The organism is Methylorubrum sp. B1-46, assembly GCF_021117295.1.
Taxonomy (GTDB): domain Bacteria; phylum Pseudomonadota; class Alphaproteobacteria; order Rhizobiales; family Beijerinckiaceae; genus Methylobacterium.
This window is the reverse complement of the sequence record NZ_CP088247.1, coordinates 2079124-2092307: the sequence shown is the minus strand read 5'-3', so window position 1 is coordinate 2092307 and position 13184 is coordinate 2079124. Positions and strand designations below refer to the sequence as shown.

Annotated in this window: 11 protein-coding genes and 1 other RNA gene; 7 read left to right on the top strand and 5 right to left on the bottom strand. The window is 70.1% G+C overall.

Annotation, left to right across the window (positions count from 1 at the left end; all coding sequences use genetic code 11):
• Positions 1–9: 9 nt before the first annotated feature.
• From LPC10_RS09795 to LPC10_RS09785, 3 genes are all read right to left on the bottom strand, one after another.
• The gene (locus LPC10_RS09795; RefSeq protein WP_231346502.1) at positions 10–1374 is read right to left on the bottom strand and encodes a hybrid sensor histidine kinase/response regulator; all 1365 of its coding nucleotides are present in this window, start codon (positions 1372–1374) and stop codon (positions 10–12) included.
• A gap of 10 nt (positions 1375–1384) precedes the next feature.
• A complete protein-coding gene (locus LPC10_RS09790; protein WP_231346501.1) occupies positions 1385–2581 on the bottom strand; it encodes an FIST N-terminal domain-containing protein in 1197 nt (398 codons plus the stop codon).
• A 115-nt stretch (positions 2582–2696) separates the two neighbouring features.
• On the bottom strand, positions 2697–4235 hold the full coding sequence (locus LPC10_RS09785) for a YifB family Mg chelatase-like AAA ATPase (protein ID WP_231346500.1): 1539 nt from the start codon (positions 4233–4235) through the stop codon (positions 2697–2699).
• Between the two features lie 220 nt (positions 4236–4455).
• On the opposite strand from LPC10_RS09785, the gene LPC10_RS09780 reads away from it, so the two are divergent.
• Positions 4456–4716 carry a PepSY domain-containing protein gene (locus tag LPC10_RS09780; protein ID WP_017485277.1) on the top strand — a complete coding sequence of 87 codons (261 nt, stop codon included), beginning with the start codon at positions 4456–4458 and terminating at the stop codon, positions 4714–4716.
• A 33-nt stretch (positions 4717–4749) separates the two neighbouring features.
• Here LPC10_RS09780 and LPC10_RS09775 read toward each other — a convergent pair whose 3' ends face one another.
• Positions 4750–5211, bottom strand: a complete 462-nt coding sequence (locus LPC10_RS09775; protein ID WP_231346499.1) for a DUF5991 domain-containing protein — start codon at positions 5209–5211, stop codon at positions 4750–4752.
• A 91-nt stretch (positions 5212–5302) separates the two neighbouring features.
• On the opposite strand from LPC10_RS09775, the gene ffs reads away from it, so the two are divergent.
• The 4 genes from ffs (at position 5303) to LPC10_RS25545 (ending at position 8464) form a co-directional block, all read left to right on the top strand.
• An RNA gene (ffs, locus tag LPC10_RS09770) (signal recognition particle sRNA small type) lies at positions 5303–5401 on the top strand.
• 57 nt (positions 5402–5458) lie between these two features.
• A complete protein-coding gene (locus tag LPC10_RS09765) occupies positions 5459–7324 on the top strand; it encodes a DNA polymerase III subunit gamma/tau (RefSeq protein WP_231346498.1) in 1866 nt (621 codons plus the stop codon).
• 221 nt (positions 7325–7545) lie between these two features.
• Positions 7546–7869: a YbaB/EbfC family nucleoid-associated protein gene (locus tag LPC10_RS09760; RefSeq protein ID WP_096484849.1), complete on the top strand. Its 324-nt coding sequence runs from the start codon at positions 7546–7548 to the stop codon at positions 7867–7869.
• A 460-nt stretch (positions 7870–8329) separates the two neighbouring features.
• Positions 8330–8464, top strand: coding sequence for a hypothetical protein (locus tag LPC10_RS25545; RefSeq protein ID WP_255700746.1), 135 nt, complete (start codon positions 8330–8332; stop codon positions 8462–8464).
• A 23-nt stretch (positions 8465–8487) separates the two neighbouring features.
• Here the strand turns inward: LPC10_RS25545 and LPC10_RS09755 are convergent, their stop codons facing one another.
• Complete coding sequence (locus LPC10_RS09755) at positions 8488–10872, bottom strand: exopolysaccharide transport family protein (RefSeq protein WP_231346497.1); 2385 nt, start codon at positions 10870–10872, stop codon at positions 8488–8490.
• 222 nt (positions 10873–11094) lie between these two features.
• On the opposite strand from LPC10_RS09755, the gene LPC10_RS09750 reads away from it, so the two are divergent.
• Together LPC10_RS09750 and LPC10_RS09745 are read left to right on the top strand one after the other, a co-directional pair.
• Positions 11095–11673, top strand: a complete 579-nt coding sequence (locus LPC10_RS09750; RefSeq protein ID WP_108939852.1) for a polysaccharide biosynthesis/export family protein — start codon at positions 11095–11097, stop codon at positions 11671–11673.
• Positions 11674–11922: 249 nt separating this feature from the next.
• Positions 11923–13113 (top strand): glycosyltransferase family 4 protein, encoded by a 1191-nt coding sequence (locus LPC10_RS09745; RefSeq protein WP_231347011.1) that lies wholly within the window; start codon positions 11923–11925, stop codon positions 13111–13113.
• The last annotated feature ends 71 nt before the right edge of the window (positions 13114–13184 follow it).

Here is a 13184-nt window from a genome sequence, read left to right as displayed (position 1 = left end):
GCTCCACGCTCACGCCAGCATGTAGGCCAACAGTGAGCGAAGCTGCGCCGGCTTGATCGGCTTGTGGACGAGTTCCGCCCCCGTGGCCTGGGCGCGGGCGGCGATGTCGGCGCCATGGTCGGCGGTGGTGAGGATCACCGGCGTCACCCAGCCCCGGTTGCGCCGCAGGTAATCGACCACGTCGAGGCCGCAGGCGCCGTTGTCGAGGTGGTAGTCGATCACCATCACGTCCGGCCGCGCCAGCCCGGCGCCGAGCGCCGCGACGACGCCGGCGAGATCGCGAAACACCTGCACCTCGGCATCCCAACTGCGCAGGAGCCGCTGCAGCGCCTCGGCCGTCGAGGCGTCGTTCTCGATCGCCAGCACCCGCGCACCGGTCAGGGCGGTCGCCAGCGGCGCGAGGGGCACCCGCGCCTCCGGGCGCTGCGTGGCCAGAGGCAGGGTCAGGCTGAGGCGCGTGCCGTGGCCGGCGCGGGAATGCAGTTCGACGGTGTGATCCAGCGTCGAGGCCATGCGCTGCACGATCGACAGGCCGAGCCCGAGGCCGATCCCGCCGTCATCCCCCTCACGGGCGCCGCGGAAGAACTCCTCGAAGACCAGGGTCCGCTCGCTCTCGGGAATGCCGCAGCCGGTATCGACCACGTCGATGCGGCAGCGTTTTTCGCGCCGCCGCGCCGCGATCAGCACGCCGCCGCTCTCGGTGTAGCGGATCGCGTTGGAGACGAGGTTCTGCAGGATGCGCTGGAGCAGGATCCCGTCGGTCTCCACCACGAGGTCGGTGCAGCGGGTGACGAGGCGCAGCTCCTTGCGCTCGGCGAACGGCCGGAAGCTCGCCTCGATCCCGGCGACGAGATCGGCGAGCCGTACGGGCTTGACCACCGGGCGCACGATGCCGGCATCGAGCTTCGAGATGTCGATGAGCGCCTTGATCAGATCCTCGATCGTCTCCAACCCGCGCTCGACCTGCCGGGCGACCGCCTTCGCCTCCGGCCCCGGCGCGAGGTCGGTCAGCGCCGAGAGCGAGAGGCGGGCGGCGTTGAGGGGCTGGAGCAGGTCGTGGCTGGCGGCGGCCAGGAAGCGCGTCTTCGAGCGGTTGGCGGTCTCGGCCTCTTCCTTGGCCGCCTGCAATGCCGCGTTCGAGCGCTCAAGGCTGCGCATCAGCGCGGTGAGTTCCTCCGTGCGGGCGCGGACGCGGCCCTCCAGCATGATCGCGTTCTGGAACAGCGAGTAGGCGCCGCCCTGCTGATCCATGGTGCGCTCGACATGGGTCATCAGAGCCGCGTTGATGCGCTCGAGCTTGGCCACGCGGCGCGTCAGAGCCTCGACGGTCTGCGGCTCGGGCGGCGGCTCCTCCCAGAGGGTCGGGCGGTTCATCGCGCGCTCTTCACGTCCCACGCTTCACCGGCCGGCCCACCGCACCCTCGGCCCGGCCGATGGCGATGCCGGTAAACGTCTGATTCAGGTGCATCGAGCGGTACTGCTCGCCGTAGGTCTCGAAGCCGACGACGCCGTAGCGCCGGTACAGGTCGGCGATGCGGTGGCGCACCTGCCGGCTCTCGGCATCGAGCCGGCGGAACACGCAGTCGAAGCCGATCACGAGATCGAGCCCGCCGAGCGATGCGTCGAGGCTTTCGAGTTCGGCCCGCGTCGCCTCGACGATGTCGCGGGGCTGAGCCAACGTCAGCACCACGCCCTCGCCGATGGCGCAGAAGAAGGTCATCGAGCCGTCCGGCTCCACCCGGCTGATCGAGCGGCAGTAATACTCGCCGCCGATCTTCACCGCGAGCGGATAGGCGGCAAAGGACATCGCCGAGAGGTTTTCCGGGTCGAGCCCGACCGCCATGGCGTATTCGCGCGCCGCCGGCTCGGCATTGAGCTCGGTGACGCGCCGCTCGTCCTCGCGGGCGGCGGTGACGACGAACTTGCGGTTGGTCGGCTCGAAATTGTCGCTCTTGAAGATGCGGATCGGGAAATCGGTCTCGACCAGCAGGATCACCGCCGCCTCGCGGCACACTTGGCCCTCGTGGATCAGCACCGTGCTGCGGAAGGCGAGGTCGTCGCCGGCCGAGCCGCCGATCAGCGGGATGCCGTCGAGCGCCCAGGCGACGGCCGAGACCACGGTCTCCTCGGCATTGGCGAACGAGTCGATCAGGGACAGGGCGAAGCGGTGGCCGCTGCCGCCGTCCGGCCGTCCGCCGTCGAGGGTGCGGCGCAGGGCCCGCACGGTCGTGGCCGCCCCCTCGACATCGAGCCGGGCGATGTCGGTGAGGAGGCCCGAGACGATGCGGAAGCCCTGCCGCGGAAAGGCGATGGCAACGAGGCCGCGATCGATCGAGCCCGCCGGGCTGATCCCGCCGGAGGTGGAGCAGCCGGTGATCCCGATACCGGGAAGCTGCGCGGCGAGCGCCCCAGCGAGGGCGTCCGCGTCGTAGGCCGGCGAGAAGAACACGATGAGGTGGCCGATCGCCGCCCGGTCGAGGACCTCCGCCACGGCTGCGACCGCGCCCGCGGCGTCGCCCGCCTCCGTCCAGGCCGTCTGGATTCCGCACAGATGCCCGCGCATCTGCGTGCCGTGCGCCACCCGCCCGCTCCCTCGCGCGGGGTCTGTTCCGGCGAGCCGGCCGCCCCTGTTGGATTGTCGGCGACTATGTGCCCGGCGACGAGGCGTGGCAATGGGCAGTTGTGCGCGGGACCGATCAGGCCGCGGCTGCCGGCCGCTCGCCCCGCGCCCGGTAGGACAGCGCCTCGGCCAGATGCAGCCGCCGCACCTGGGCCTCGCCGTCGAGGTCGGCCAGCGTGCGGGCGACGCGCAGCGTGCGGTGGAAGCCGCGGGCGGAGAGCCGCATGGTCTCGGCCGCGTGGCGGATCAGCGCCGCCCCCTCGGCATCGGGCGTGGCGGCGGTCTCGATCACGGTCGCCGGGCAGGTCGCGTTGGTCGTCGCCGCGGGCAGGCCGAGGGCAGCGTATCGCGTGCTTTGGAGCGCGCGGGCGGCGGCGACCCGCGCGGCGGCCTCGGCCGATCCCTCCACGGGCGGCGGCAGGATCAGGTCGGCGGCGGTCACGGCCGCGACCTCGATGCGCAGATCGATCCGGTCGAGCAGCGGCCCGGAGATCCGCGCGCCGTACTGCGCCACGCAGCGCTCGTTCGGCCCCCGGCGGCAGGCGTAGCCCGGCTCCAGGGCTAGGCCGCAGCGGCAGGGGTTCATCGCCGCCACGAGTTGGAAACGGGCCGGGTAGGTCACGCGGTGGTTGGCCCGCGCGATCATGATCTCACCCGTCTCCATCGGCTGGCGCAGGGAATCGAGCACCTGGGGCGTGAACTCGGGCAATTCGTCGAGGAACAGCACGCCGCCATGGGCGAGCGAGGCCTCGCCCGGACGGGCATTGAGGCCGCCGCCGACCAGCGCGGCCATGGAGGCGGAATGGTGCGGCTGGCGGAAGGGGCGCCGGTTCGAGAGTGCGCCGCCCTTCAGCTCACCCGCGACCGACTGGATCATCGAGACTTCGAGCAGTTCGCGGGGCCCGAGCGGCGGCAGGATCGAGGGGAGACGCGCGGCGAGCATCGACTTGCCGGCTCCGGGCGGGCCGTTCATCAGCAGGTTGTGGCCGCCGGCGGCGGCGATCTCGAGCGCCCGCTTGGCACCCTCCTGCCCCTTGATGTCGCGCAGATCCGGCATCGGACCGGCGATTGCTGCCACCGCGGGCTGAGGCCGGGCCATCACTTGGCTGCCCTTGAAGTGGTTGGCGAGCTGGATCAGCGAGCGCGGCGCCAGCACGTCCATGTCGCCCGCGGCCCAAGCCGCCTCCGGGCCGGTCGCCGCCGGGCAGATCAGGCCAAGCCCCCGGCCATTGGCCGCCATCGCCGCAGGCAGCACGCCGGCCACTGCGGTGATCGAGCCGTCGAGCGCCAGTTCGCCGAGCACGCAGTAGCCGCCCAGCGCGTCCGCCGGCAGCGCGCCGATGGCACCCATCACCGCGAGCGCGATCGGCAGGTCGTAATGCGAACCCTCCTTCGGCAGGTCGGCGGGCGCGAGGTTGCAGGTGATGCGCTTGGCCGGCAGGGCCAGCCCCGAGGCGATCAGCGCCGAGCGCACCCGCTCGCGCGATTCCGCCACCGCTTTGTCGGGCAGGCCGACGAGGGTGAAGGCGACGGCGCCGGGGGCGATCTGCACCTGCACGTCGACGGCGCGCGCCTCGATTCCCTCGAAGGCGACGGTGGCGACGCGCGTGACCATGGTGTCGAGAGGCTCCAAACGCGGAGGTTGCAGCCTAGGCGGCACTTCGCGCGCTGGCAATTGCGAGCGTGGCGTTACGGACCGGCAGGTTCGGTTCGTCGCTCCGACAGGGTGCTCGCCTGTTCACAGGCACCTGCCGCGCCGGTACGGCCAAGGCGGCAGGAACCACCGGCGAAACAAAATCGTTCGCCGGTTACCCATCTGCCGAAGGAGTCTTCTCATGTTCGTCCGCCCGCTCGCTGCCGCTGCGCTCGGCCTCGCCCTGCTCGCCGGCCCAGCGCTCGCCGACCAGAAGCTGCCACCCGAGCAGCAGACCAAGGTCGAGGACATCCTGAAGAAGGAGGGCTTCACCAAGTGGAAGGAGATCGAGCTCGACGACGGCATGATCGAGGTGGACGACGCCATCGACGCCAACGGCAAGCAGTTCGATCTCAAGCTCGATCCGAAGACGATGGAGATCGTGAAGCGCAAGGCCGAGTGAGGCCGCGGCTCCGGGGCGCCCGCCTCTCCGGAGCTACCGCACCCTGGCGAAGAAGACGCCGCTTTCGGCCACACCTTCGCCATCCGGCTTCAGTCCCTGCCAGCGGGTGACGAGCTTGCCCGCTTTCGCAAGGGTGAACAGTGGCTGGCCCGGCTTGTAGACGGCCACCCCGTATCGGTTGACCGTCTCGCCATCGCCGTAACGGTGGAACGCCACGGTCAGATCCTGCCCCTCGCGGCGGGTTAGACAACGAATCGTCTCGTCCGCCTGAAAGCCGCGCCGGGTGAGAACACAGCCGTTGCGAACATCCGGGGGCCGCAGCACGAGGTCGTAATTCACGACGATTCCCGTACCGCCGGCCGTCCGCCCTGCGGCGTGCTCGTAGCGGTAGCGGCCCTGCCAATCTTTGGGAGCCCCTTCCTGGGCCGGCTCCTGCGCCGCGGCGGGCATCGTCAGGCCGGCGAGCGCGGTGAGAACGATCGTGGTCGTCCGCATGGTCCCTCCCTTCGTATCGGGGAAGCATGGCCAAGCCGATCCGGCGGGGCAACCCGCTTGCATCCCGCTGCGCGGACCGTCATATACGGCGCGGGAGGTTGGCGAGGGACGTTTCACTCGCCAACCGGGTCAGGTCCGGAAGGAAGCAGCCCTAACGAGACCGAGCGGGTCTTTGTCCAGCCTCCCACCTTCGCCGTCCGCTTGACGCCGGACGGCCCGGCCTCTTTCCGAAAATTCGAACGGCGGCATGGACGAGACGCACGGCACGCTCACCGACGAGCCGGGCCTGCCCGGCATGCCCATCGCCACGGCCGCGACGCCCTACCGGGTGCTGGCGCGCAAGTATCGTCCCCAGACCTTCGACGACCTGATCGGCCAGGGCGCCATGGTGCGCACGCTGGCCAACGCGTTTTCCGCCAACCGCATCCCGCAGGCCTGGATGCTCACGGGCGTGCGCGGCGTCGGCAAGACCACCACCGCCCGCATCCTCGCCCGCGGCCTCAACTACCTGCGCACCGGCGAGCCGGATACCGGCCCCACCGTGTCGATGCCGGAACTCGGCCAGCACTGTCAGGCGATCATGGAATCCCGGCATATGGACGTGCTGGAGATGGACGCCGCCTCGCATACCGGCATCGATGACGTGCGCGGCATCATCGACGGCATCCGCTATTCGCCGGTCTCGGCCCGCTACAAGGTCTACATCGTCGACGAGGTCCACATGCTCTCCGAGAAGGCGTTCAACGCCTTCCTGAAGACGCTGGAGGAGCCGCCGCCCCATGCCAAGTTCGTGTTCGCGACCACCGAGATCCGCAAGGTCCCGGTGACGATCCTGTCGCGCTGCCAGCGCTTCGACCTGCGCCGGGTCGAGGCCGACGTGCTCTCCGCCCACCTGAAGAAGATCTGCGCCGCCGAAGGCGTGGAGGCCGAGGCGGAGGCGCTCGCCGCCGTCACCCGCGCCGCCGAGGGCTCGGTGCGCGACGCGCTCTCGCTACTCGATCAGGCCATCGCCCATGGGGCCGGCGCTGTGACGGCGGCGGGCGTGCGCGACATGCTCGGGCTCGCCGACCGCTCGCGCATCGTCGATCTGTTCGAAGCGGCGATGCGCGGCGACGTGCCGGCCGCCTTCGCCGAGATCCGTGCCCAGTACGATGCGGGGGCCGATCCGGCGGTGGTGCTGTCGGATCTCGCCGGCTTCACCCATCTCGTTACCCGCCTCAAGCTGGTGCCGGGGGCCGAATCCGACCCGACCTTGAGCGAGGCCGAGCGGGTGCGCGGCGCCCAGTTCGCCGCGCGCCTGCCGGTGCGGGCGCTGTCGCGGGCGTGGCAGATCCTGCTCAAGGCGCTGCCCGAAGTGCAGGCCGCCCCCCGCCCGCTCGCGGCGGCCGAGATGGCGATCGTGCGGCTCGCCTACGCCGCCGACCTGCCGACTCCCGACGAAGCCCTGCGACAGCTCCGCGCCGATGTGGCGGCCTCGGAAGGCGGCGGGGGCCGGCCGAGTCTCGGGCGCGACGGCGGCGGCGCGATGGCATCCCACGGCTCGGCGGCGCTGCAGATGGCGCCGCCCGCGCCGCAGCCATCGCCCCGGCCGGCCCTGGCCTCCGTCCCCGTCAGCTCCGCCGCCGCCGAAGCGGCACCGCGCCCGGCCCCGGCGGTGCCCGCCGGCCCGCGGCTCGGGCGTTTCGAGGACGTTGTCGCCCAGGCCGAGGCCGCCCGAGACATCGCCCTGAAGGTGGCGCTGGAGCGCGACGTGCATCTCGTGCGCTTCGAGGAGGGACGGATCGAGTTCCGCCTCGCCCCCGGCGGGCGCCAGAGCCTTCCGACCGACCTCGCCCGGGCACTCGATGCCTGGACCGGGCGGCGCTGGCTCGTTGCGCTCTCGAAGGAGAAGGGTGCGCCGACGCTGGCGGAAGATTCGCGGGCCGCCGAGGAGACCCGCCACCAGAACGCGGCCGCGCACCCGCTCGTGCGGGAGGTGCTGTCGCGCTTCCCCGGCGCCCAGATCGTCGATGTCCGCGACAAGGCACCGGAGGGCGAGGCCGCCGAGACCGCGGCGGACGGCACCGGCCCTGCTGCGCCACCGTCCGAGGAGGCGGAGGACGACGACGCCTGAGCAAGCCGCCCCGGACCGACGCACGAAAACGACGCGCCAAGGCGACGCCCGCACGCGGCAGCGCCCCTGGCAGGGGCGGTTACCCGCGCCTAAGTGTCTCTCACGAAACTCCCGCTGCGCTGTCCTCGCCAGAGCGAGAACGGTCGATGACCGGGAGTTTTGTGAGGCACGTTAAGTGCGGGAAGCGAACTTTTTCCTCGACGCGAACCGGAGCGGACCCCATGCGCGACCTGATGGGCATCATGAAGCAGGCCCAGGCCATGCAGGAGAAGATGGCGTCGCTCCAGTCGGAACTCGACTCGGTCGAGGTATCGGGAGCCTCCGGCGGCGGTGCCGTGAGCGTGCGGATGACGGCCAAGGGTCAGGTGCTCGGCGTCTCGATCGATCCGAGCCTGATGGTCGCCGACGAGCGTGAGATCCTCGAGGATCTCATCGTGGCCGCCTGCAACGATGCCCGTGGCAAAGCCGAGACGACGGCTCAGGAGAAGATGGCGGAGTTGACGAAGGGCCTGCCTCTGCCGCCCGGCATGAAGCTGCCGTTCTAGAGCATCGCTAAACCGGAGGCCGTCGCACCTTTCTGATATAGCACTTTAGATTATGAGAATGCCCATCTTGTCTTAGGATAAGATGGGCAAGACGCTCTGACATGAGGTAAGCTGGCAAAAAGCTTCGGCTCGATACTGGAGCGAGAGAGGCCTGCGTCACCCTGTCACACACGGAGACGCAGCGACACTCAGATATCGCGACGGCGCGTGAAAGAGCCTGCGAAAACAAAGACATAACCGCAAGATAGCGCGGTCCGCCGAGTTCGTTCTGGTCTCGACATCTTGAACGAATAGGCTCGGCCTGAACACAACCATAAATTTTGTTAAAGCAGAAACCTTGTCGAGCAGGCAAGTTCAGCGTGCCGGGTCGCACGCGGCCCCCCTAGCGAGGCTCGGCGGTTCCGCCGGTCTCTCTCCGATCAGAGCCGGCGGAACCACCGCCGCATCTCGGAGAGGTACCGTGCCAGGCCTGTTCTCGGCGACCGTGTTCGGTGCATGCGCTCTGTTCGTAACCCTTCTGGGCACGAACCTCTGGGCCCTGCGGGTGGCCGCGGCGATGACCGCCGCGGACGAGGAGGGACAGGCGAACCGCTGAACCGGAGAATGCCACCGACCGTTTCAGGCGGAGAGGCGCAGCGGTGTGGCCTCGAGCCGCGCTTCGAGCGCCCCATCCTCGCGGTGGCGAGCCACCACCACCTGCCGCACCCCCGTCTCCCGCGCAAGACGGTAGAGGGAGACGAGGGCGGGGTCGTCGACCGCCGCATCGGAGGCGATCACGATCGAGTCCATGCAGGGTCCGACTGCGGGAATCAGTTCGGCCGCCTCCTGCCCATCACCCGCCTCAAGGCGGCAGAGCACCCAGTCGTAGCTCTGCGACAGGGCGTTGAGACCGATGGCGAGGCCTTGCGGCTCCTCCACCAGCACGTCGAGGGGAGCCGCGCCGCGCTTGACCGCGTGAAGCCGCGAGCCACGGACCGGCTGGATCACGTCGAGGAAGTCGGCTTCGCCGGCCACGAGATCAGTGAGCCCCGGCATGGACGGATCGGAGACGCCGCCGTTGACATCGACCAAGAGAGTTTGACGGCGCGGACCGAGCGCGCGGGCGAGGTCGGAGGCGAGGCCGGACGTACCGCCAGCGCGGAGGGTTTCGACCACGAGCACGCAGCCGCCCTTCGATTCGCCGGCGGACCGCATCTTGCTCGCGCCGCCCTCCAGTCGAGCGATCAATCCGTCCAGATCGGTCGAGGAAGCGGAGGATTTCGCGGGCACGCTGAACCCGTCCTGGCCCTTGGCGGCTCCCCGCTCCGCGGCGCCGGACCCGATCGGAGCCGTGCTGGCGAAGACCGGGTGCTGCACCGTCGCCGTCGCCCTCAGAGAGTTGGCAAAGGCGAGTGCCGGGGCGAAGCGGTCCGTCGCAGAGGCCGGATAGGCCCCGCCATAGACCGGCTCGTAGGCGGGACGGCGGCGGGAGGGCGGCTCGGCCTCGGGGTAGAAGTCGCGCCCACGATCGTTCGCCGCGCCGGCGAAGACCGGCTCGCCCTCATCGCCGGTGCGGTCCCCGTCCGGGCGGGGCGGTGCGGCGAGGAGGTGGCGGCCGATCACGGCCGCGCTGGCGAGCAGGAAGACGAGCACCGCCGTAAAGGCGATGACCGGGATCTTCTTCGGGAAGGACGGCAGATCGGGCACGACCGCACGGGACACCACGCGGGCGTTGGCGGGGCTCGCGTTCTCGGCGTCGCGGGCCGCCGCCTCGCGGTAGCGGGCGAGATAGGATTCGAGCTGCTCGCGCTGGGACTTCGCCTCGCGCTCCAGCGCACGCAGCTCGACCTCGCTGCTGTTGCCCTTGGCGACCACGTCCTGCTGCCCCTCGACCGCAGCCCGCAAGGACTCGACCCGAGCGCCCGCGATCTTCGCGTCGTTCTCGAGCGTACGCACCACCCGCTCGGCGGCCGCCTTGATCTGATTTTCGAGATCCTGGACCTGGGCGGTCAATTCCTTGATGCGAGGATGGGCCGGAAGCAGCGTGCGCGATTCGAGGGCGAGTTGCGCGCGCATCGCCATGCGGCTTTCGACCGTGCGCCGGATCAGCTCGTTGTTGGCCACGTCCGGGATCTCGAAGGCACGGCCCTCCTTGATCATGTCCTTGAGGAGCTTGGCGCGGGCGGTCAGGTCCGCCTGGATCGTGCGAGCCTGCGAGAGCTGGCTCGACAATTCGGAGAGCTGCTGGGTCGAGAGCGGCTGCGCGGTCGCGTTGCTGCCCGTGCCGATCAGGCCGTGCTTGGCCCGGAACGCTTCGACCTTCGCCTCGGCCTCGGCCACGCGGGCGCGCAGGGTCGCGATGTTGTTGCCGAGCCAGGTCGAGGCGTAGCGCGCCGTATCGACCGAGGCTGCCTCCAGCGAGGCGAGGTAGAGGTCGGCCACCGTGTTGGCGCCCCGCGCGGCGAGTTCGGGATCACGCGAGCGGAACTCGACGGCGAGGATGCGCGATTTGCCGACGGGATAGACCAGCAGGTGATCGAGATAGGTGTCGAGGATGCGGTCCTCGGACGGCCGCTCCATCGGCGCCGAGACGAGGCCGAGCATCATCAGCGTGCGCCGGATCGCGGAGGTCCCCTCGGCCTCCGGGTCGAATTCCGGGTTGCCGACGAGTTTCAGGCTGCGGATCGCCTCGCGGGCGAGATCGCGCGACATCGCCACCTGCACCTGGCTCGCCACGGCCTGCTCATCGATCGGCAGGGGCTGATCCGTCCGCTCTGCAGCGGTGCGGGTGAAGGCGGGATCGCGACTCTCCAGGAGAACCTTGGCCTCGCCGGTATAGCGCGGGGTCACCACCTGCACGAACACACCGGCACCGAGCACGGCCACCAGGGTGGGAACGGCGATCCAGGCCCAGGAACGGCGCAGGACACCGGCAATCTGCGCGATCGCCAGCCCGTCTCCGGGCCCACCGGGCCCACCGGATGGCGGAAGAGACGGATCGGTCGACAGCCTGAGGCGCGGCATGGGCAGTCTTTACGAAGTCAGGACGCGGAATCGGGCTGATCCACCCGTCTCGCGTCAATTGAGGCAGTTAAGGTTGACGTCGCGTTAAGGTCTTGCTTCGCACTGCGCCTGCATTCGAGACAGCGCGCTGCTTGGCCAGACGGGAATTCGCGCCTCCCGCCGGGCGGATCAGCATTCGTTAACCATGTGCCCTTAATTACCGCCGAGGTTCCTACAACGGCGATGGCGATGCAGCGGCGCGCATTCCTCCTGGCTCTCCCGTCCGTCCTCGCGCTCGGCGGCTGCCTACGCCCGGACTTCCGGACCGTCGATCTCGACGCCACCGGCACCGGCTCGATCGGCGCCCGCTACTCGCTGGCGGCGGGTGACAAGTTGCGGGTCATCGTGTTCGGGCAGGACAACCTGTCCAACATCTACGCGGTCGATGGCGGCGGGCGGATCGCGATGCCGCTGATCGGCGTCGTCCAGGTCGGCGGCCAGACTACGGCGCAGGCTGCCCGGCTGATTGAATCGAAGCTCGCCGCGGGCTTCGTGCGCGAGCCGCACGTCACCGTCGAGGTCGATGCCTACCGGCCCTTCTACATCCTCGGCGAGGTCACGACCTCGGGTCAGTACCCCTACGTCAACGGGATGACGGTCGAGACCGCGGTGGCGATTGCTGCCGGCTTCGGACCGCGGGCGGCGCGCGACTACGCCGTGCTGACCCGGGAGGGTCCAGGCGGCCTCGTCAACGGCATCGTGCCGATGTCCTATCCGGTGCGCCCCGGCGACACCATCGTCGTCAAGGAGCGCTTCTTCTGAGCTGGCGCGCGACAGCGTTCACCAACGCCTAACCGCAATCCGTGAAAGGCCCCCCCGGACGCGGGACGCTGGCCCTTCGCGGGCCTGTTGCGCTCGCCTCTTAACCGCGCGCTGACGGCGTCGCGACGATCCTCCGCCAAATGGGCTCCCGCTTCGGGACCACCCCTGCGGAGATCGACGGACGTGACCGCTCCCATCGGCCCTTCTCTCAACGCCGCGCTGGCACCGCAGACCCTTGCGAGCAGCCCGATCGTCGAGTTGCGCTCTCGCGCCGGCTCGGGCGAGCGCCACCGTATCCTCCACGTATTCCGGGCTCCGGTCGGCGGCTTGTTCCGTCACGTCGTCGATCTCACCCGCCTTCAGGCCGAGGCCGGGCATGCGGTGGGTCTCGTTTGCGATGCCTCGACCGGCGGAGAACGGGCCGAGCAGGCGCTCGCCGAACTGGCTCCGCACCTCGCGCTCGGCGTGAAGCGCATCTCCATGCGCCGCAACCCGCATGCGAGCGACCTCGCGGCTTTGCGTGCCGTGCGGGAGCGTGCCCTCGCCGTCGGTGCCGACGTGCTGCACGGTCACGGCGCCAAGGGCGGAGTCTTCGCCCGGCTGGCGCCGCTCGGCCGCGCCGGCCGCGGTGTGATCCGCGCCTATACCCCGCATGGCGGAAGCTACAATTATCGGCCGGGGACGCCTCTGCACCGTGTCTACATGACCACCGAACAGATGATGGCCCGCGCAACCGACCTGTTCCTGTTCGAGAGCGAGTATGTCGCCTCGCGCCACGCCGCCTATGCCGGCGGGTCGCCGCGACTCGAGCGGATCGTCCATAACGGCATCGCCGAGGCCGAATTCACGCCGGTCGGAACCTCGCAGGATCCGTTCGACCTTGTCTATGTCGGCGAACTGCGCGAGGCCAAAGGCCTGCCCGTGCTGCTGCGGGCGCTGGCGCGGGTCCGCGCCCGGGGCCGCAACCTGCGCCTGCTCATGGTCGGTTCGGGGCCCGATACCGAGAGCCTTGCGGCGATGGCCGAGAATCTCGGCCTGCGCGACGCCATCGCCTTCGAACCGCCCCAGGCCATTCGCCCCGTGCTCGGCCGCGGGCGGGTCATGGTGGTGCCGTCGCTTGCCGAGTCGTTGCCCTACGTCGTGCTGGAAGCGGCCGCGGCCGGCCAGCCGCTCGTGGCCACCAATGTCGGCGGCATCACCGAGATCTTCGGCGCGCTGTCCGGCGATCTGGTACCGCCCGGAAATGACGAGGCGCTCAGCGCCGCCATCATCCGCATCCTCGACGAGGACCCCGCGACTCGGGACGGTCGTGCGCGCGCGCTCAGCGATTCGCTGCGCACGCGCTTCTCCATGAACCGCATGGCAACCGACGTGTTGTGCGGCTACGCCGCCGCGTTCCGCGCGAAGCGGGTGAGCGCCGCCTCTGCGGCCTCGGCCTGAGCGCGACGATGATCCGCTGCCTGTCTCGTCTTGGGTCAAGCCAGCCCGCCCGCTCCTTAGGCCTTCGTGAA

Excerpts from the sequence above, each read along its gene's own strand:
- LPC10_RS09775 (WP_231346499.1), bottom strand. The coding sequence starts at position 5,211 with ATGCGGACGACCACGATCGTTCTCACCGCGCTCGCCGGCCTGACGATG.
- LPC10_RS09760 (WP_096484849.1), top strand. The coding sequence starts at position 7,546 with ATGCGCGACCTGATGGGCATCATGAAGCAGGCCCAGGCCATGCAGGAG.
- LPC10_RS09765 (WP_231346498.1), top strand. The coding sequence starts at position 5,459 with ATGGACGAGACGCACGGCACGCTCACCGACGAGCCGGGCCTGCCCGGC.
- LPC10_RS09755 (WP_231346497.1), bottom strand. The coding sequence starts at position 10,872 with ATGCCGCGCCTCAGGCTGTCGACCGATCCGTCTCTTCCGCCATCCGGT.
- LPC10_RS09795 (WP_231346502.1), bottom strand. The coding sequence starts at position 1,374 with ATGAACCGCCCGACCCTCTGGGAGGAGCCGCCGCCCGAGCCGCAGACC.
- LPC10_RS09785 (WP_231346500.1), bottom strand. The coding sequence starts at position 4,235 with ATGGTCACGCGCGTCGCCACCGTCGCCTTCGAGGGAATCGAGGCGCGC.
- LPC10_RS09750 (WP_108939852.1), top strand. The coding sequence starts at position 11,095 with ATGGCGATGCAGCGGCGCGCATTCCTCCTGGCTCTCCCGTCCGTCCTC.
- LPC10_RS09780 (WP_017485277.1), top strand. The coding sequence starts at position 4,456 with ATGTTCGTCCGCCCGCTCGCTGCCGCTGCGCTCGGCCTCGCCCTGCTC.